This is a genomic window from Marinobacter salicampi, from assembly GCF_011074795.1.
Classification (GTDB): Bacteria; Pseudomonadota; Gammaproteobacteria; order Pseudomonadales; family Oleiphilaceae; genus Marinobacter; species Marinobacter salicampi.
This window is the reverse complement of record NZ_JAAMPF010000018.1, coordinates 237,242-256,834: the sequence shown is the minus strand read 5'-3', so window position 1 is coordinate 256,834 and position 19,593 is coordinate 237,242. Positions and strand designations below refer to the sequence as shown.

Below are 19,593 nucleotides of genomic sequence, written 5' to 3'. Positions count from 1 at the left end.
CGACAGAAAAAACGGAGCCTCCTTATGCCACGAGCCCGGCTCAAGAACAAGGCGTCGATCTATACGAAAATGACATCTTCGGTCAGCGGCCGACGATGCGCTCCGCTTCTTCCACCGGCGTGTGCCTGACGTCCTCGCCCTTGACCATGAAGATGACATTTTCTGCCAGGTTACAGGCATGGTCACCGACACGCTCAAGCGCCCTCAGCACCCACATCACCGCCATGCACCGGGAGATATTGCGGGTGTCTTCCATCATAAAGGTGATCAGGCTGCGGGTGGCAGCCTGATACTCTTCATCGACCCGTTTGTCTTCCTTCATAATCCGCAGGGCCTGCTCCGAGTCAAGGCGTGCAAAGGCATCAAGCGCATCCCTCAACATGCTTCCCACATGCTGACCGATGTGCCTGACCTCGATATACCCCCGCGGGGCCTGGCCTTCTTCCACCAGGCCGATGGCGAACTTGGCGATTTTCTTGGCCTCATCCCCTACCCGCTCCAGATCCGCCACCATCTTGATGACCGAAATGACAAGACGCAGATCCCGGGCCGCCGGTTGGCGCTTGGCGATGATCCGGGTGGCCTCCTCGTCAATCTCGACCTCCATCCGGTCCACTTCCTTGTCTTTTGCCCGAACCTCATCAGCCAGTTCGCCATCGTTTTCCATCAGGGCAATGATGGCACTGTTGAGCTGCTGTTCAACCATGCCGCCCATCTCAAGGAAGTTCGCCTTGAGGTCGGCCAGATCGTCATTGAACTGGTGAGAAATATGGTCGCCATATACATCTTCTGTTTTCTTTGTCATTGCCGTGCTCCTGGGTTCCTGCTTAGGCTAGCCGAAGCGGCCTGTAATATAAGACTCGGTCAGTTCGTGCTCGGGCGTGGTAAAGACCTTGTCGGTGTCATTGACTTCCACCAGGTGCCCGAGGTGGAAGTAGGCCGTCCGGTGAGAAACCCGCGCAGCCTGTTGCATGGAGTGGGTCACGATCACGATGGTATAGCTCTGTGACAGCTCCGAAATCAGCTCTTCAATTCGGGCAGTGGCAATGGGGTCCAGCGCTGAACAAGGTTCGTCCATGAGTACCACCTCCGGGCTCACTGCGATGGCACGGGCGATGCACAGACGTTGCTGCTGACCACCTGACAAACCAGTACCCGGCGTAGCCAGACGATCCTTGACCTCCTTCCAGAGGCCGGCTTTCTTCAGGCTGCTTTCGACAATGTCATCCAGTTCGGACTTACGGTTAGCCAGGCCATGGATGCGCGGCCCGTAGGCAACGTTGTCGTAGATCGACTTGGGAAACGGATTAGGCTTCTGGAACACCATGCCGACCCGGGCCCGGAGTTCCACCACATCCCGTTTGGATTGATAGATATCCACCCCGTCCAGTTCCAGGCGGCCCTGGACACTACAGATATCAATACTGTCATTCATGCGGTTCAGGCACCTCAGGAACGTGGACTTGCCACACCCGGACGGGCCAATAAAGGAGATGACCTCGTTTTTGGCAATGTCCAGGCTGATGTTCTTTATGGCCTGTACGTCGCTGTAAAACACGTTCACATCGCGCAGGGTGAACTTGGCATTATCAGAATATGGCTTCCCAACCGTCTTGCCATACGCGATGCCCTCCTCAGTCCTGACCTCCTGATCGACCGTAGGCTTGCTTTCAGATTTCACTTCCGCACTGGCGGTGATGGGATGCTTCAGATTAGTCATGGGTAATCTCCTTACCAACGGCGCTCAAGGCGCTTGCGGAGCCATATGGCCAGTGCATTCATAGTGAACAGGAACGTGAGCAGAACCATGATGCCGGCGGACGCCAACTCAATAAAGCCCTGCTCTGCGCTGCTGGCCCACAGATAGATCTGGACCGGAAGAGCGGTTGCCGAGTCCAGGAACCCTTCGGGTACATCAACGATAAAGGCCACCATGCCGATGAGCAGCAGAGGCGCGGTTTCACCCAGGGCCTGGGCCATGCCAATGATGGAACCGGTCATCATGCCCGGCATGGCAAGGGGCACCACATGGTGGAGGACCACCTGCATCTTGGAGGCGCCGATGCCTTCGGCGGCTTCGCGGATTGAAGGCGGCACGCTCTTGATGGCAGCACGGCTGGAAATGATGATCGTCGGAAGCGTCATCAACGCCAACACCAGACCACCGACAAGTGGCACCGAGCGGGGCATCCCGAACAGGCCGATAAAAACAGCCAGGCCCAGCAGACCAAAGATGATGGAAGGCACTGCTGCGAGATTGTTGATGTTGACTTCAATAAAGTCCGTCAGCCTGTTCCTGGGCGCAAACTCCTCCAGATAGACGGCAGCGGCGACTCCCACCGGGAAGGCAATAACCAGGGTCACGACCAGCGTCAGCAGGGAGCCAACGATTGCGCCCAGAATACCGGCATTGGTGGGTTCCCGGGAGTCGCCCGTAGAGAACAGTACGTCGTTAAACGCGGTATCAATAATGCCTTGTTCCCGCAGCTGGTCGACCCACTCAATCTGCTGCTCTGACAGGCGGATGCTGTACATGTCGTTGTCCGCATGTTTGACGTACACAGACACCCTGTCATGGGCCAGGAAGGTCATGGTCTGGGTGGTTCCCAGGAGCTCCGGACTGTCCTTGAGCAGGTCGCGGATGCGGTTGGGCGCGTAGGTGCCCACCATGCGCGCCAGTTCACGCTCGGCGGTTTTGTCCTGGGCGTCGGGGAGCTCTTCCTGCAGCGCCCGTACAATAGGGGCGGTGAAATCCGCCATGGACAGTTCATCCGGGTCGGTAGGGTCTTCCAGGTACATGACCTCCGGATCCAGGGTAACGTCCAGGGTGATGGTGGTTTTGATGAACCCGGTGTAGCCCTTGCTAATAATGTCAGCAAACAGCACCAGCAGGGCAGACAGCGCTATAACGATCGCGAGAATACCGTAGGCACGGAAACGGCGTTCCTTGCGATAGCGACGCTTGAGGGACCGCCGCACCAGCTCGGCTGGGGATGTTTGGTCAGTCATACTGTTCCCTATATTTGCGCACAATCTTCAGAGCAAGCACGTTCAGCAGCAAGGTGACGACGAAGAGCATCATGCCGAGGGCAAATGCCGCAAGGGTCTTGGCGCTGTCGAATTCCTGATCGCCCACCAGCAGGGTGACAATCTGCACAGTTACCGTAGTCACAGACTCCAGCGGGTTGGCCGTCAGGTTCGCCGCAAGCCCAGCCGCCATGACCACGATCATGGTTTCTCCGATAGCCCGGGAGGCCGCCAGCAATATACCGCCCATGATGCCCGGCAAGGCAGCCGGAAAGATGACGTTCTTCATGGTTTCGGACTGGGTCGCACCCATGGCAAGGGAGCCATCCCGCAGGTTCTGCGGCACGGCATTGATCACATCGTCAGACAGCGACGATACGAAAGGAATGATCATGATGCCCATCACCAGACCTGCTGCCAGAGCGCTCTGTGATGACGCCTCAAGCCCGATGGCTTCGGCAAGATCCCGAATGAACGGTGCCACAGTGAGAGCGGCAAAAAACCCGTACACCACAGTTGGCACGCCGGCCAGCAGTTCCAGCGCCGGCTTCACAGTGGCCCGGATGCGCTTGCTGGCGTACTCCGACAGATAGATGGCCGACAGCAGCCCTACCGGAACAGCCACAAGCAGAGCTATGGCGGAAATGAGCAGGGTACCGGTAAACAGGGGAATCATGCCGAAGGAGCCATCGGCACCGACCTGATCCGCTCTCAGGGCCGTCTGCGGACTCCAGCTGGTACCAAACACGAAGTCCCAGAACGAGACCATTCCGAAAAACCGGATGGTTTCAAAGATGACGGAAAAAACGATACCAACAGTGGTGAGTACCGCTACAGCGGCACAGACGAAAAAGATACGCCTCAGCGTAGTCTCAACGCTCTCGCGAGCATTGATATTCGGGGCGACACGTGACCAGGCAAAAGCTGCACCAAGGACAGCGACAAGAAGAACCAGTACCGCCTTGAAGGTCTGGCTCTGGTTTCTCAGATTTTCCAGCAGGGAGCCGGCCTGGGCGATTTCCGGCGGCACGAACTGGGGATCAAGCTTGCCGGCGGCTACGTTACTGATCTGGGACAGGATAAGGCTGGCCTGTCCTTCCGATTCAGGCATCAGATCAGATGGCAGGGACGACACCACCAGACCCTGAATCACCTTGCCCTCAAAGGCGACCCAGAGTGCCAGCACGATCAGGGCCGGAAGACCGCACCACAGGGAGGCTCTAGCCGCATAGTAGAAAGGCAGGGACTTGAGATGTCTGATGCCACCCAAGGGTGCCGCAACAGCCCGGGAGCGCATATACGCCAAGCCGTACGCCAGCACCGCAAGAGCTAGAACCAGGGGCAAGAGGTTACCGGTTTGCATAGTATTCTCTATATGAAAGGTCTATTGAAATATCAGGCATTGTGCCAGCCTCAACATCGGCAGTCATAAACACAACAAAAGGAACGGGGGCCTGGCGGCCCGCGCTCCTTCATTACTGTGGGTCAAAAATCCAGCGTTACAGCTCGTCCCCTGTCATTGGCTCCAGCTGCTTGGCCTTCTTGGCAGCTTTCATGCGCACATCACGGGGGTTGGGTATAAGGCCTACATCGACCAGATAGCCGTTGTCGCCCCACGCACCTTCGCTGGTAAATTCCTCAACATATTCCTTGATGCCTGGCACTACACCCACATGGGCATTCTTGACGTAAAAGAACATAGAGCGCGCTACCGGGTACTCGTCACTGCCAATGGTCTCCTGGGTAGGTTCGACGCCGTTGATGGTAGAAGGCTGGACCTTGCTGCGGTTTTCTTCCAGGAAGCTGTAGCCGAAGATGCCCAGGGTGTCATTGTCTCGGACCAGACGCTGAACAATCAGGTTGTCGTTTTCGCCGGCCTCAATAAACGCACCGTCCTCGCGCAGATTATGGCAGATGGAGCGCATCTCTTTCTTGTCCTTGGACTTGATCCAGTCGTATTGCTTGCAGCCACCTTCCATCGCGATTTCCACGAAGGCGTCGCGGGTGCCTGAGGTAGGCGGAGGACCCATGACGGTGATTGGCTTGTCGGGAAGGCTGGAATCGACGTCACTCCAGTTCTTGTAGGGGTTGGCTACCAGCTTTTCTCCACCTTCAGGGTCCGGAACGTCCTTGGCCAGGGCCAGGAAGATATGCTCCAGGCTGAGGTCCATTTTTTCTGCATCTTTGGAGTTGGCTAAGACGATACCGTCGCTGCCAATTCGAACTTCGGTTATTTTCTCAACACCGTTGGACTGGCACAGCTCAAACTCGCTTTTCTTCATGCGCCGGGAAGCGTTGGTAATATCCGGATGCTGGGTGCCCACACCGGAACAGAACAGCTTCATACCACCACCGGAACCAGTGGATTCGAGCTTGGGGGTCGGGAAGTCGGTGTTACGACCAAAACGCTCGGCAACCACGGTAGCGAACGGGTAAACCGTAGAAGAGCCGACGATGTTGATGGTATCGCGGGCCAGGGTCGGGGTTGACATGGCAGCCATGGCTCCGGCTACTGCGACACTAGCGACTGCTGCTTTTAATTTGATCACGTTAAGTCTCCATCCTTCACTTGAGCTATGGTTAGCTACGTTATGGGCGCTGACTGGACCAAACAGGTCACCAATACCATGACCCCCTGACCCTCAGGCGAACCGGCCTGTGCTAGCCGATGTCTGGAGATTACCCGGGTTATATTACAGCTCTGTGACAGCTGAAAAAAACCTACGCTTGCGTGTTTTTCCTTGCAGCCTGCGCAGGCCGTATTAACATGCAGGCAGACAATTCCAACAAGACCAGAATCTGAGGTAGCAGTAGATGACAGTGCTTGATGATGACAAACCCAGGCCCCGCGGGAATCTGATGATCCAGGTGATTCCGCTTCCCTCCGAGACCAACGCCAACGGTGATGTTTATGCGGGCTGGGTGGTCAAGCAGATGGACCTGGCCGCCGCGACCATGGCCGGGCGCATCTCGAAAGGGCGTAACGCTACCGTGGCCATTGACCGGATGGAGTTCCTGTCACCGCTCCGGGTTGGCTCCCAGGTGGGCTGCTACTGTGAGCTGGGGGATATTGGACGCAGCTCCATGAAGATCAACGTCGAAGTCTGGACCCTCGACCGTAACGCGGACAGGCCGCGGAAGGTCACCGAGGCCCAGTTCGTGTTCGTGGCTATTGATGACAACGGGCGTATAAGGGAAGTGCCGGACCAGCAAGCCACCAGCAACACGTGAGAGTCGCTGGGTAAGTGTCGCGATTGTGTAGAGATTCGTCCCGCCTGTCATAAAACCATCATTGGATTGCCTTATTTTCGGGAAAGTACTTTCTCGCAAACAAGGAGTCCGACGATGAAGAAGCTCAAGTTAGTGGCCTGTATTTCCCTGCTGCTCCCGCTCACCGCTGCTCAGGCAGATTTCCGCCTCGACAGCCGCTATCAGGACCAAAATGGCGATCTGATGGCTGATATTCCAGAGGACCCATCCCAGCAGGCAGACCCCTCTACTCTGATTTTCGCCTATACGCCGGTAGAAGATCCTGCGGTTTATCGGGAAGTCTGGTCTGATTTTCTCGACCATCTGGCGGACGCCACTGGCAAAAAAGTGCAGTTCTTCCCGGTCCAGTCGAATGCTGCCCAGATAGAAGCGATGCGGGCGGGTCGTCTGCACATTGCAGGGTTTAACACCGGTTCAAATCCTCTTGCGGTAGCCTGCGCCGGTTTTCGCCCATTTGCGATGATGGCATCGGAAGATGGTTCTTTCGGCTATGAAATGGAAATTATCACTTATCCGGATTCCGGTATTGATGAGGTGGAAGATATCCGCGGCAAGGAAATGGCCTTTACCTCACAAACATCAAACTCCGGCTTCAAAGCACCATCGGCCATTCTCAAAGCCGACTATGGCATGGTGGCCGGCGAGGACTTCGAGCCGGTGTTCTCCGGCAAGCATGACAACTCCATTCTTGGTGTGGCAAATCAGGACTATCCTGCAGCCGCCATCGCCAACTCAGTGCTGGATCGCATGCTGCAAAGAGACGTTGTCGACGAAGACCAGATCGCCTCCCTCTACAAATCCCAGACCTTCCCCACCACCGGCTATGGCCTGGCCCATAACCTGAAACCGGAATTGCAGGAAGCCATCCAGGACGCATTCTTTTCCTTCGACTGGGAAGGCACGGCGCTGGAGGAAGAGTTTTCCAAGTCCGGCGAGGCACAGTTCATTCCCATCACCTTCAAGGAACACTGGGAAGTTATCCGCAAGATCGACACCGCTAATAACGTTGAATACAACTGCCAATAAAAAAGTGGTAACCGTTAAACGTGCTTAAACTCGACAAGCTGTCCAAAACCTACGCCACCGGCGACACTGCCCTGCGCCAGGTCACCTTCGAGGTGACTGCCGGCCAGGTGGTGGGGCTGATTGGTCCCTCAGGTGCGGGGAAATCCACCCTGATCCGCTGCATCAACCGTTTGGTGGAGCCCTCTGAGGGCACCATCACTCTGGGGGATACGAACCTGGCGCGGCTCAAAGGCCGAGCCTTGCGCCGCGCCCGCCGGCGCATCGGAATGATTTTCCAGGAATACGCCCTGGTAGAGCGTCTGACGGTTATGGAGAATGTTCTTTCCGGGCGGTTGGGCTACGTGCCCGCCTGGAGGTCATTCCTGCGTCGCTATTCACCTGAGGATGTGTCCCAGGCTTTCTCGCTGCTGGAAAAGGTCGGGCTTTCGGACTATTTTAACAAGCGGGCTGATGCCCTATCGGGGGGACAAAGGCAGCGGGTGGGCATTGCCAGAGCCCTGGAGCAGAATCCGGAACTGCTGCTGGTGGACGAGCCGACCGCCTCGCTGGACCCGAAAACGTCCCGGCAGATCATGCGGCTGATCGGTAGTGCCTGCCGGGAACGCAACCTGCCGGCCATCATCAACATCCATGACGTGATGCTGGCGCAACAGTTCACTGACAGAATTATCGGACTACGGGCCGGGGAAGTCGTCTTTGATGGATCACCCAGAGCGCTGACCGATCAGGTTCTTACCCGTATTTTCGGCGACGAGGACTGGACCCGTATGCGAGGTGAAGAACCTGACAGCGAGCAGACCCGCACGCCAACGGTGGACCTGGCGGAGGGAGTATAGATGCAGGCGCAAATCTCTCATCAGCGCCCAACAACCTGGAAACGACCCCCGGTCATTTTCACCCATACCCTGTGGCGCTGGGCGATCTATACCGGTGCGCTTATCTACCTGGTGCTCGCAGTCCAAACCATAGACATTGACTGGCAGAGGGTCTGGCTGGGCCTGGACCGGGGCTGGAAGTTCGTGGAAGGCTTCCTCACTCCTGATTTCACCACCCGCTGGCGTGACATCCGGGAAGGGTTGACCGAGAGCCTCACCATGACCGTGACCTCGACGGTTGCCGGCATCCTGATTTCCGTCCCCATCGGGATCGGCGCCGCCCGTAATCTGGCACCCATGCCCGTTTACCTGGCTTGCCGTGGAATCATTACCCTGTCGCGCTCGTTTCAGGAAATCATCATTGCCATTCTTCTTGTGGCCATGTTCGGGTTCGGGCCCTTCGCGGGATTCCTGACCCTGGCCTTTACCAGCATCGGCTTTCTGTCAAAATTGCTGGCGGAAGATATCGAAGAATGCGACCCGAGTCAGATCGAAGCCATCCGGGCCACCGGCGCCGGTTGGTGGCAGGTGGTCAACTATGCGATACAGCCCCAGGTAATGCCCCGATTGGTGGGCCTGTCCCTTTACCGGCTGGACATCAACTTCAGGGAATCGGCTGTTATCGGTATTGTCGGTGCAGGTGGCATTGGTGCCACCCTGAACACGGCCATCGACCGCTACGAGTATGACTCCGCCGGCGCCATCCTGATCATTATCATCGCCATCGTGCTAGTGGTTGAATACTCTTCTTCCTACGTTCGCAGGTGGGTCCAGTGACGCGCAATTCCTCCACACCTGTATGGCATTACCGTACTCGTACGCAGACCCTGATCCACTGGCTGGGCTGGTTCTCGCTGGTGGCGCTGACCGTGTTCTGCTGGCAACTGATGAACGAAAACACCATCTGGGCTTTTGTCAGTGATGCGCCGGATCAGGCCGCGGATATTGGCGGCCGAATGTTCCCGCCCGCCTGGGGTTATATTGATGAGCTCTGGGCACCGCTGTGGGACACCATTAACATTGCCACCCTGGGTACGCTGATGGGGGTAGCCATTGCCATACCCGTGGCTTTTCTTGCGGCCACCAACACCACCCCCAGCACGCGTTTCGTTCGCCCTGTGGCACTTCTGGTTATCGTTGCATCACGCTCAATCAATTCGCTGATCTGGGCGCTGCTGCTGGTGGCGATTATCGGGCCCGGATTGTTGGCGGGTGTGTTTGCCATCGGGCTGCGCTCCATCGGCTTTGTGGCCAAGCTTCTCTACGAGGCCATCGAGGAAATTGATACCACCCAGGTGGAAGCCATCCGGGCCACTGGTGCCAGTGGCGCCCAGGTTATCGACTACGCCATTGTGCCGCAGATCCTGCCGGCGTTCTGGGGCATCAGTGTGTTCCGCTGGGACATCAACATTCGTGAATCCACCATCCTGGGTTTGGTCGGTGCCGGCGGCCTGGGCATCCAGCTCAGCGCCTCCCTGGCAACCCTGGCCTGGAATCAGGTGGCGATGATTTTCGTGGTCATCCTGGCCACGGTGGTTATCGCTGAATGGGTTTCCGCAAAGGTGCGCCAGGCGGTAATCTGAGGCGATGATCGATACCCACCCCATTTGTTTTGAAGGCGTTACCCCAACCCCTGCCTGGGCATTTACTCAGTACCAGCGGCTGGGCGATCAGCTACCGGCGTCGGGGGCAAGCACCGGGGCTGCCCGCAGGGTTGAGTCCCTGGCACCATTGGCTTCAGAGTTCGACGCCTTTGTGTTTGACGCGTTTGGGGTTTTGAATACCGGGCCAAGGGTTATTCCGGGTGCGGTGGACCGTTTGTCTATCCTGCAGGCTATGGGCAAACCGGTGCTGGTGCTGTCCAACGCCGCCACCGCCAGCCAGCCGGTCCTGGCAGAAAAATACCAGCGCATGGGGTTTAATCTCACCGAAAACCAGATCATCTCAAGTCGCTGGCTGCTGGAAGACTCCCTTGCCCGCCACCCCCGGCCAGGCACCTGGGGCGTGATTGCACCGCCCCAGTCCGACAGTCACACATTGCCGTCCATCGTACAGCGACCCGTGCAGGCGGGGATCACCGACCAGGAACTGGATGACTTCGATGGCTTCATCTTCCTGAGCAGCGAGAACTGGAACGAGGTCCTGCAGGCCCAACTGATGGCCAGCCTGAAACGTCGTAAACGCCCACTCGATGTCGCTAATCCCGACCTGGTGGCGCCCCGGGGCGACTGCCTGACCCTGGAACCCGGTTTTTTCGCCCACAAACTCCGCGAGCAGACTGGCATCAGCCCCCTCTTCTTTGGCAAGCCCTACGGGCCGGCCTTCGCCGCCGTACTGAGCCGGCTGACCGACATACCGGCCCACCGCGTGCTGATGGTGGGCGATACCCTGCATACCGACATTCTCGGCGCCCGCGCCGCCGGTATGGCAACCTTGCTGGTGAGCGACCACGGCTCCCTGGCGGGAATGGACATCAACAGCTGCATTGAGCTTTCCGGCATCTCACCGGATTTCGTTACCCCTTCCATCTGAACAGACTGCGGCCTGATCCGTGCGAGACGTGCTGGCAAAGCATCAGGTCTGGCTGTACTTGGGGCTGTACTGACCGGGCCGGCGCCCATCCGAGTATCAACCCTGGTGGGCCAACGGCCCCTATTCAGTGCCTTACCAGCCGATCAAGGCGCAGGCGTTCACGTTCGTCAAACAGCCGGCAGCCGCCCCAGGAAACCGCCATCAGTGCACCAAAGCCGGTGCCCACGGTAATGATCAGCATCACCAGAATCTGATACTTAACTGCCACCGAAGGGGGACTGCCCGCCAGGATCTGGCCGGTCATCATGCCAGGCAGGCTGACGATTCCCGCTGCCGCCATGGCGTTAATCGAGGGCATCATCCCACTGCGCATGGCGTCCCTGCGGATGTCCTCCAGTGCCTGCTGCCAGGTCTGGCCCAGCATCAGCCGATTCTCAATGACGGCTCGCTGGTGCCAGACGGATTCATTGAGTCGGTCAAGGGCGAGACTGACGCCAGTCATGGTATTGCCGAGCATCATCCCTAGCAGTGGAATAGCATATTGGGGGGCATACCAGGGCTCGGGGCCGATGATCACGGTTAGGGCCAGAACGGTAACCGTAAACGACGAGACAAACATGGCACTGGTGCCAATGCCGAATGCCCACCAGCCCTGCAGCCGTCGTGCCTGGCGCGCCATCACTTCCCGGCCTGCGGCGAGCAGCATGACCAGTGCCAGCAGGGCAACCCAGTAGAATGCGGAGGAAGCGAACAGCGCTTCGAGCACCAACCCGATCAGCGCTAACTGGATAACCGTGCGAGTGGCGGCAATCAGCAGGCTACGGGTGATGCCCAGGCGTGCCACATAGCCGGTTGCGGCCAGGGCAAGAACCAGCAGAGCCGCCAGCCCAAGTTTCCACCACGCCAGATCAATCACTTCCATTGACAGGTTCCAGTCTGGTGCCGTGAATCTGGTAATGGGCGTCTGCCACACGGTGAATCTGCGCCGGCTCATGGGCAACCCACAGCGTGGCGATCTGTCGCTGGCGGATTTCTTCGAGCAACCAGCGTTCAACCGTTTCCGTGGTCCTGCCATCCAGATTGGCGGTAGGTTCGTCCAATAGCAGTGCTTCGGGCTGCAGGACAAGGGCTCGCCAGAGGGCCAACCGCTGTCGCTCACCGGATGACAGTCGACTGACCGACCACTCCATCACATCCGGCGGAAAACCCAGAGCCGAGGGCAGTCGCTCATTCCCTTTATCTGGGAAATGACCACCCACCTCATCAAACCACCACTGACTATCAGAAGGCACCATCGCCACGCGGCTTCTCCACTGGTGTGCCGGCATGGACTGCTGGTTGGCACCAGCCAGGGAAATGACTCCACCATGGGGCTCCAGGTCAGCCACCGCCCGCAACAGACGACTTTTGCCGCTGCCCGAAGGTCCTGACAGGCAAATCACCTGTCCGGCGGCCACTGCCAGCGATACATCACTCAGGTCGCCAACGCTGACATTTTCCAGCAAGAGGTGGGTCAAAATAGCTCACTATGGCTGCGCAGTTATGTTTACACTTTTGCACAGGACCCTGCCGACAACCAACTTCGTTGGGGTTGGCGGAATGCCTGTCCGGCCTCAGGCCCGCTCAAGCGTCACCGACCGCTTGTCTGGCAATAGTACGGAAAGCAGGGCAGCCGTTGCCACCAGCCCCGATGAAATCCACAAACAGGCTTCAAGGCCGTACGCCTGGTAGACCCAGCCAGAGAGGAGGGTGCCCAGCAGTCTACCCGCGGCATTGGACATGTAATAGAAACCCACATCCAGCGATACGCCATCGCCCCGGGCGTAACTGACAATCAGGTAGCTGTGCAGGGACGAGTTGATGGCGAAGAGCACGCCGAACAGCAGCAAGCCACCCACAACCACCAGTTGTGGCGACCCGCCTGCCATCAGGCCCACGGCAATGGCAGCGGGGATCAGCGCCAGGGCGGCTGCCCAGAGCACTGCTGGCTGTTTGTTTTCCATATTGCCGGTAATGCGAGGGGCAATCGCCTGGATAAAGCCATAGCCAATAATCCAGCTGGCCATGAATCCTCCTACCCGCCAGTGATCCCAGCCGAACACCGTCGACAGGTAAACCGGCAGCGCCACCACAAACCAGACGTCACGGGCACCGAACAGGAACATGCGCGCTGCCGACAGCACATTGATTGCGCGGCTCTTCGACAGGATTTCGCTGAACTTCGGTTTGGCCTTGCTCTTGCCCAGCTCAGCCTTAAGCAGGAACAGACTGAGCAGCCAGACCAGGCCGAGAGCCACGGCCATGAATATTACGGCGCCCGTGAACCCGGCGGCCATCAGCAGCACGCCGCCAAGGAAGAAACCCACACCCTTCAGGGTATTCTTGGAACCAGTGAGTATGGCCACCCACTTGTAGAGTTTGCCCTGCTCCGCATCCGGCACCAGCAGCTTGATGCCGCTCTTGGCGGACATCTTGTTCAGGTCCTTGGCAATGCCGGAAAGCGCCTGGGCCGCCATTACCCAGGGCACGGTGAGCATGGCCGCCGGCACTGCCAGCATGGCAAGGGCGAAGATCTGCAGAAACAGGCCGATGTTCATGGTGCGGTTCAGGCCCATGCGGGCGCCCAGGTAGCCACCGACCAGGTTCGTCACCACCCCGAAGAACTCGTAGAAGATGAACAGCAGGGCTATTTCCAGGGGCGAGTAGCCCAGCTGGTGGAAGTGCAGCACCACCAGCATCCGCAGGGCCCCGTCCGTCAGGGTAAAAGCCCAGTAGTTGCCGGTGATAACCAGGTACTGACGGATGGCAGGGGTCATGTCAGGCCAAGCCTACCTTGCGCGCCAGCTCCACCGTGCGGTTGGCGTAACCCCATTCGTTGTCATACCAGGCGTAGATTTTCACCTGGGTGCCGTTGACCACCAGGGTGGACAGGGCATCAACGATGGACGAGCGTGGGTCGGTCTTGTAGTCGATGGACACCAGCGGGCGCTCTTCATAGCCCAGGATGTCTTTCAGTTCGCCCTCGGCCGCTTCCCGGAGCAACTGGTTCACGGTGTCACGGTCGGTGGCTTTCTCCACTTCAAAGACGCAATCGGTCAGCGACGCATTGGTCAATGGGACCCGCACCGCATGGCCATCGAGCCGGCCCTTGAGTTCCGGGAAGATCTCAATAATGGCCGTGGCTGAGCCGGTGGAAGTGGGGATCAACGAACTGCCACAGGCCCGGGCCCGACGCAGGTCCTTGTGGGGAGCGTCGAGAATGGTCTGGGTATTGGTCAGGCTGTGAATCGTGGTGATGGAGCCGTGCTTGATCCCCAGCTTCTCGTGGATCACCTTCACCACCGGTGCCAGACAGTTGGTGGTGCAGGAAGCAGCCGTGACAATCCGATCATGGGCCGGATCGAAAATGTGCTCATTGACGCCCATGACTATGTTCTTCGCACCCGTTTCTTTCACAGGTGCAGTGACCACTACACGCTTTACGCCCTGGTCCAGGTAACCCTGAAGAGCGTCCACTTTCTTGTTGACCCCACTGGCTTCGATCACCAGATCACAGCCGGACCAGTCGGTATCGCCGATGGCCTTGTTGCGGGTGACACGGATACGCTGACCTTCAATAACGATGTCGTCGCCGTCGGCTTCAGCCCCATGGGCCCAGGTCCCATGAACGCTGTCGAAATTGAGCAGGTGTGCCAGTGTCGCGGCGTCCCCGCCCGGGTCATTGACCGCTACGAACTCCATGTCGGGCCATCCCCAGGCTGCACGCAGTGACAGGCGTCCCATGCGGCCAAAACCGTTAATGCCTACCTTGATCTTGCTCATTGGTTAACTCCATATAATTCGATGAATCAGCGGACGCTGCTGTCCGTCATGGGCATGGGACTTCTGGCCTGTCAGCCATCACCTGCAGACGTTCCAGCGGACGCCCGGTCAGTGCCTGGCTGGCTTTCGCCGTTTCTTCCAGCACCCGTACCAGCCAGGCCGGCAGACTGGCACTAAGAAAATAATAGACCCATTGGCCGCGGCGCTCGGTTTCCACCAGTCCGGTATCCCGCAGAATGGCCAGGTGACGACTGACCTTGGGCTGGGACACATCCAGGGCCTCGGTCAGTTCGCAGACGCACAGTTTGCGCTGGTCGCGGATTAGCAGCAGGGCCGCCAGCCGCAGGTCATCCGCCAGTGCCTTGAACACAGAAACCGGGTTAAAGTCCGCCGGCTTCAGGCCCGTTTGTTTCTGATGGACCAGCGTAAACAACCCGATGCGCTCCCTCAGTTCTTTCAGGGTCAGCATGAATGTGGCATGACGATTCGCCGGCGCCGGGTCCGGGAAGTCCCAGGCAATCTGCTGGGCCGGCTGGCAGATGGAACCGCATTCATTGGCCGCCTTTTCACACAGCGTAATGACATAATCCCAGGGTTCGTTCTGCAATTGGCCAAGGGCCTTGCTATGAAGCCCCTCCACCGGGACCCCTGCTTCGGACAGTACCTGCAGCGCCATAGGATGGGCCTGCCCTGGCTCCGTACCGGCGCTGTGTACATCGAACCGATCCCCGGCCATGTTCCGCAGCAGGGCTTCAGCCATCAGTGAGCGTGCGCTGTTGGCAGTACATATAAACAGGACTCGGCGCTTCATATTCGTTTCACCGTATATTCAGATTGCGTTATATTCTTAATTCCGGATATTATGCGTTGAACATGACAAAGTAAAGACTGCCACATGACAATACGCAGGCCGGAGACTCCGAATATCGTGACCATTCCCCAGGACCTTCCGAATATCGACCAGGGGCAGCTCGTCAGGCCCAAGCCGGACCAGTTCTCTGGCGTTCTGTCCTCGACTCACCCCCCGAGAGTCCTGCTTCTGTATGGCTCCCTGCGGGCACGCTCATTCAGCCGTCTGGTGGTGGAGGAAGCCGCTCGCCTGCTAGACGCCATGGGTGCGGAAACCCGCATATATGACCCGCGGGGCCTGCCATTGGCCGATGCCGAAGAAGCATCGCACCCCAAAGTCCAGGAGCTGCGGGATCTGGCCGAATGGTCCGAGGGGATGGTGTGGTGCTCCCCGGAGCGTCATGGCGCCATGACGGGCGTCATGAAAACCCAGATCGACTGGATTCCCCTCTCCATTGGCGGCATGCGCCCCACCCAGGGCAAGACACTCGCGGTCATGCAGGTCTGCGGAGGCTCCCAGTCCTTCAATGCGGTGAACCAGTTGCGGGTGCTGGGGCGCTGGATGCGCATGGTGACCATTCCCAACCAGTCGTCGGTGCCCAAGGCGTTCACCGAGTTCGATGACAATGACCGCATGCTTCCGTCTCCCTATTACAACCGGATCGTGGATGTGATGGAGGAACTGGTGAAGTTCACCCTGCTGACTCGGGACCGCAGCGAGTATCTGACGGACCGCTATTCCGAGCGGGTGGAGAGCGCCGAGGAAGTATCGAAGCGTGTCAATCAGCGATCCATGTGAGAGGCAACCAATGAGCAGCAATACCGAAATCGCCACAGAAGCAGATACCAAGGAAGGCATGGACCTTTTCGGACGATACCTGTCGGTCTGGGTGGCCCTGGCCATCGTTGCCGGTGTGGCCCTGGGCCAGCTGGCACCCGCCGTCCCTGAAGCTCTTTCGCGGTTTGAATACGCCCAGGTTTCCATCCCCATCGCCATCCTGATCTGGGCCATGATTTTCCCGATGATGGCGCAGGTCGATTTCAGTGCAGTAGTGGGCGTGAGGAAAGAACCCAAAGGCCTGGCCATTACTACCATCGTAAACTGGCTGATCAAGCCATTCAGCATGTTTGCCATCGCCTGGTTCTTCCTGATGGTGGTTTTCGAGCCCCTGATCGCACCGCAACTGGCCCGCGAATATCTGGCCGGCGCCATCCTGTTGGGTGCCGCGCCCTGCACCGCCATGGTATTTGTCTGGAGTTACCTGACGAAGGGTGACGCGGCCTATACGCTGGTGCAGGTCTCCCTGAACGACATCATCATGCTGTTTGCCTTCGCACCCATCGTGGTGTTTCTGCTGGGCATCTCCGACATTCAGGTGCCCTGGGACACGGTCATCCTGTCCGTGGTGCTTTACATCGTCATTCCGTTAACCGCCGGCTACCTCACCCGGCACGCCCTGATCGCCCGCCGGGGTCAGCAGTGGTACGACGAGGTCTTCATGAAACGGCTGGGACCGGTGACACCGGCAGCGCTGATTGTCACCCTGGTGCTGCTGTTTGCCTTCCAGGGCGAAGTGATCCTGGAAAATCCCCTGCACATTGCCTTGATCGCCGTGCCGCTGATCATCCAGACCGTACTGGTTTTCTTCATTGCCTACGGCTGGGCCAAAGTATGGAAGGTGCGTCATTGCATCGCCGCGCCCGGTGCCATGATCGGGGCCAGCAACTTCTTCGAACTGGCAGTTGCAGCTGCTATCGCCCTGTTCGGCCTGCAGTCCGGTGCCGCCCTGGCGACAGTGGTAGGCGTACTTGTTGAAGTGCCGTTAATGCTGATGCTGGTGCGCATTGCTAACAGGACAAGGGGCCACTTCCCAGCCTGAACACATTGGTTTTAAAAAATTGGGAAGGAACAAGCAGCCCCTGTACCAGGTTGGGGAGGCTATTCCGCCCGGAAAAGGTGTCTGAGCAAAGCGAGTTCTTTTCCCAGAGGAATAGCCTCCCCAACCTGCCCCCCCCCTGGAAATTCAGCAGGCCTCCAACGGCGCATAAGCCAGCACCAGCCACTTGGCGCCTTCATCAAAATTGACCTGTATGCGGGTATGGTGGCCGCTGCCTTCACTGTTCATGACAATACCTTCCCCGAACTTGGGATGGCGCACCCGCTGGCCCAGACTGAAGCCGGTGCCTACATCAGGGGCCTGACTGAACAGCCCCTCATTGTGCCGCGACACCATGGCCGGCCGGGAAACGGTATTGCGCAGACGCACTTCCTGTATGCAGTCGCCGGGAATTTCACGGACAAAACGCGACAGGGCGTGGAACTTCTCCTGGCCATACAGGCGGCGGGACTCTGCGTAGGTGAGAGTCAAACGTTTCATGGCCCGGGTGATACCCACGTAGGCCAGGCGCCGCTCTTCTTCCATGCGCCCGGGCTCCTCCAGCGACATGCTGTGGGGAAACAGACCCTCCTCTACCCCGGCCAGGAACACCAGGGGGAACTCCAGGCCCTTGGCCGAATGCAGGGTCATCAACTGCACGCTGTCTTCATGGGCCTCAGCCTGGGCCTCGCCCGCATCCAGCGCGGCCTGGGCCACAAACTCCGCCAGTGCGTCCATGCCGTCGTCCACTTCAAAATCGGCCATGGCGTTGACCAGCTCATCCAGGTTCTCGGCCCTGGCCTGGCCTTTCTCGCCTTTTTCACTGGCGTGGTAATCCCGCAGGCCACTGGCTTCAATGGCGCTTTGGGCCAACCCCTGAAGTGACGCATTCTCGGCCATTTCAGTCAGGCTGATAATGATCTCCATGAAGCGCTGAAGGCCAGTTTTGGCGCGCCCTTTTAGATGGCCCGCTGCGAGCAGCCGCTCCGACGCTTCCCAGAGGGAAAAGCTCTCCTGACCGGCCAGCGCCCGGATTTCAGCCAGGCTCTTGGCCCCTATGCCCCGGGGCGGGATATTCACCACCCGTTCAAAGGCGGCATCGTCATTGCGATAGTGCACCAGACGCAGGTAACCCAAGGCATTGCGGATTTCCTGGCGGTCGTAAAAACGCAGGCCGCCGTAGACCCGGTAGGGAATGCCCTGACGCATCAGGGATTCTTCCAGCACCCGGGACTGGGCGTTCGAGCGGTACAGAATGGCGGCTTCACTGCGCAGGTTGCCCTCGGAAACCCAGCTACTGATGGTATCGGCTATATAGTTGGCTTCATCCTGCTCATTAAACGCGGCATAGAGGCTGATGGGTTCGCCCTCGGTGCCATCGGTCCAGAGCTCTTTCCCCAGCCGGCCCTGATTGTTGGCAATGACGGCATTGGCGGCCTTGAGGATCGTCTGCGTGGAACGATAGTTCTGCTCCAGCCGCACCAGTCGGGCGTCCGCGTAGTCATTCTGGAACTGCTGGATGTTCTCGACCTTGGCGCCGCGCCAGCCGTAGATGGACTGGTCGTCGTCTCCTACCACCGTCAACGGAACCCGGTTGCCTGCCAGCACCTGGAGCCAGGCGTACTGGATCGTGTTGGTGTCCTGGAACTCGTCCACCAGTATGTGACGGAACCGGGTCTGATAGTGGGCCAGCAACTCTGGCCTGTGCAACCAGAGCTCGTGGGAACGCAGCAGCAGCTCACCAAAGTCCACCAACCCTGCCTGTTGGCACAACTTTTCATACTGGCGGTAGATTTTCAGCATGGTGGAGGTGAAGTGATCGCCCGGGTTCTCCTGGATGTGGTCCGCCCGCAGGCCCTCATCTTTCTGGGCACTGATGAACCACTGGGCCTGTTTCGGTGGCCATCGGCTCTCGTCTATCTGGAACTCGCGCATCACCCGCTTCACCAGCCGGAGTTGGTCATCGCTGTCGAGCACCTGGAAATTTTCCGGCAGGCCGGCGTCCTTCCAGTGCGCCCGCAGCAGGCGATGGGCAATGCCGTGAAACGTGCCGAACCACAGGCCCCTGGAGGGCAGACTGAGCATCTGCTCGATGCGGTAGCGCATTTCCTTCGCCGCTTTGTTGGTGAAGGTGACCGCCAGCAGACTGCTGGGGGGCAGCTGGTCCACCTGCATCAGCCAGGCCATGCGATGGATCAGCACCCGGGTTTTGCCACTGCCGGCCCCGGCGAGCACCAGCAGATGATCATTCTGGGCAGTAACCGCCTCGCGCTGGGCTTCGTTGAGTGGATCGATAATCGGGGAAACATCCATGG

At 58.7% G+C, this 19,593-nt stretch carries 19 protein-coding genes; 8 read left to right on the top strand and 11 right to left on the bottom strand.

What is annotated here, in order from left to right:
- Positions 1-82 precede the first annotated feature (82 nt).
- The 5 genes from phoU to G7W63_RS10200 all read right to left on the bottom strand — a co-directional run bounded on the left by phoU (position 83) and on the right by G7W63_RS10200 (position 5,576).
- Positions 83-805 (bottom strand): phosphate signaling complex protein PhoU, encoded by a 723-nt coding sequence (gene phoU / locus G7W63_RS10220; RefSeq protein WP_166257023.1) that lies wholly within the window; start codon positions 803-805, stop codon positions 83-85.
- Positions 806-832: 27 nt separating this feature from the next.
- Positions 833-1,720, bottom strand: a complete 888-nt coding sequence (gene pstB, locus G7W63_RS10215) for a phosphate ABC transporter ATP-binding protein PstB (protein ID WP_166257020.1) — start codon at positions 1,718-1,720, stop codon at positions 833-835.
- Between the two features lie 11 nt (positions 1,721-1,731).
- Positions 1,732-3,009: a phosphate ABC transporter permease PstA gene (gene pstA, locus G7W63_RS10210; protein WP_166257017.1), complete on the bottom strand. Its 1,278-nt coding sequence runs from the start codon at positions 3,007-3,009 to the stop codon at positions 1,732-1,734.
- Positions 3,002-4,390 (bottom strand): phosphate ABC transporter permease subunit PstC, encoded by a 1,389-nt coding sequence (gene pstC / locus G7W63_RS10205; protein ID WP_166257014.1) that lies wholly within the window; start codon positions 4,388-4,390, stop codon positions 3,002-3,004. Before pstC ends, pstA begins: the two co-directional genes overlap by 8 nt.
- A gap of 136 nt (positions 4,391-4,526) precedes the next feature.
- Complete coding sequence (locus G7W63_RS10200) at positions 4,527-5,576, bottom strand: substrate-binding domain-containing protein (RefSeq protein ID WP_166257011.1); 1,050 nt, start codon at positions 5,574-5,576, stop codon at positions 4,527-4,529.
- A gap of 265 nt (positions 5,577-5,841) precedes the next feature.
- Here G7W63_RS10200 and G7W63_RS10195 point away from each other — a divergent pair, with 265 nt between their 5' ends.
- The 6 genes from G7W63_RS10195 (at position 5,842) to G7W63_RS10170 (ending at position 10,730) form a co-directional block, all read left to right on the top strand.
- Positions 5,842-6,258, top strand: coding sequence for an acyl-CoA thioesterase (locus tag G7W63_RS10195; protein ID WP_166257008.1), 417 nt, complete (start codon positions 5,842-5,844; stop codon positions 6,256-6,258).
- A gap of 114 nt (positions 6,259-6,372) precedes the next feature.
- Complete coding sequence (gene phnD / locus G7W63_RS10190; RefSeq protein WP_166257005.1) at positions 6,373-7,323, top strand: phosphate/phosphite/phosphonate ABC transporter substrate-binding protein; 951 nt, start codon at positions 6,373-6,375, stop codon at positions 7,321-7,323.
- 20 nt (positions 7,324-7,343) lie between these two features.
- The gene (gene phnC, locus G7W63_RS10185; RefSeq protein WP_166257002.1) at positions 7,344-8,159 is read left to right on the top strand and encodes a phosphonate ABC transporter ATP-binding protein; all 816 of its coding nucleotides are present in this window, start codon (positions 7,344-7,346) and stop codon (positions 8,157-8,159) included.
- Complete coding sequence (phnE, locus tag G7W63_RS10180; protein ID WP_166256999.1) at positions 8,160-8,975, top strand: phosphonate ABC transporter, permease protein PhnE; 816 nt, start codon at positions 8,160-8,162, stop codon at positions 8,973-8,975.
- Positions 8,972-9,781, top strand: a complete 810-nt coding sequence (phnE, locus tag G7W63_RS10175; protein ID WP_166256996.1) for a phosphonate ABC transporter, permease protein PhnE — start codon at positions 8,972-8,974, stop codon at positions 9,779-9,781. The genes phnE (G7W63_RS10180) and phnE (G7W63_RS10175) overlap by 4 nt, the downstream gene beginning before the upstream one ends.
- 4 nt (positions 9,782-9,785) lie before the next feature.
- Positions 9,786-10,730, top strand: a complete 945-nt coding sequence (locus G7W63_RS10170; RefSeq protein ID WP_166256993.1) for a TIGR01459 family HAD-type hydrolase — start codon at positions 9,786-9,788, stop codon at positions 10,728-10,730.
- A gap of 124 nt (positions 10,731-10,854) precedes the next feature.
- On the opposite strand, the gene G7W63_RS10165 is transcribed toward G7W63_RS10170, so the two are convergent.
- The 5 genes from G7W63_RS10165 to G7W63_RS10145 form a co-directional block, all read right to left on the bottom strand.
- Positions 10,855-11,652: an ABC transporter permease gene (locus tag G7W63_RS10165; protein WP_166256990.1), complete on the bottom strand. Its 798-nt coding sequence runs from the start codon at positions 11,650-11,652 to the stop codon at positions 10,855-10,857.
- Entirely contained in the window at positions 11,639-12,247 is a 609-nt protein-coding gene (locus tag G7W63_RS10160; RefSeq protein ID WP_166256987.1) for an ABC transporter ATP-binding protein, read from the bottom strand. Before G7W63_RS10160 ends, G7W63_RS10165 begins: the two co-directional genes overlap by 14 nt.
- Before the next feature lie 96 nt (positions 12,248-12,343).
- Positions 12,344-13,546: an organoarsenical effux MFS transporter ArsJ gene (gene arsJ / locus G7W63_RS10155; RefSeq protein WP_166256984.1), complete on the bottom strand. Its 1,203-nt coding sequence runs from the start codon at positions 13,544-13,546 to the stop codon at positions 12,344-12,346.
- Position 13,547: 1 nt separating this feature from the next.
- Complete coding sequence (locus G7W63_RS10150; RefSeq protein ID WP_166256981.1) at positions 13,548-14,552, bottom strand: ArsJ-associated glyceraldehyde-3-phosphate dehydrogenase; 1,005 nt, start codon at positions 14,550-14,552, stop codon at positions 13,548-13,550.
- A 46-nt stretch (positions 14,553-14,598) separates the two neighbouring features.
- Positions 14,599-15,363 (bottom strand): metalloregulator ArsR/SmtB family transcription factor, encoded by a 765-nt coding sequence (locus G7W63_RS10145; RefSeq protein ID WP_166256978.1) that lies wholly within the window; start codon positions 15,361-15,363, stop codon positions 14,599-14,601.
- Between the two features lie 84 nt (positions 15,364-15,447).
- Here G7W63_RS10145 and arsH point away from each other — a divergent pair, with 84 nt between their 5' ends.
- Positions 15,448-16,200 carry an arsenical resistance protein ArsH gene (arsH, locus tag G7W63_RS10140; protein WP_166256975.1) on the top strand — a complete coding sequence of 251 codons (753 nt, stop codon included), beginning with the start codon at positions 15,448-15,450 and terminating at the stop codon, positions 16,198-16,200.
- Between the two features lie 10 nt (positions 16,201-16,210).
- Entirely contained in the window at positions 16,211-17,281 is a 1,071-nt protein-coding gene (arsB, locus tag G7W63_RS10135) for an ACR3 family arsenite efflux transporter (RefSeq protein WP_166256972.1), read from the top strand.
- Positions 17,282-17,425: 144 nt separating this feature from the next.
- Here the strand turns inward: arsB and uvrD are convergent, their stop codons facing one another.
- Positions 17,426-19,591 carry a DNA helicase II gene (uvrD, locus tag G7W63_RS10130; RefSeq protein ID WP_166256969.1) on the bottom strand — a complete coding sequence of 722 codons (2,166 nt, stop codon included), beginning with the start codon at positions 19,589-19,591 and terminating at the stop codon, positions 17,426-17,428.
- Positions 19,592-19,593 lie beyond the last annotated feature (2 nt).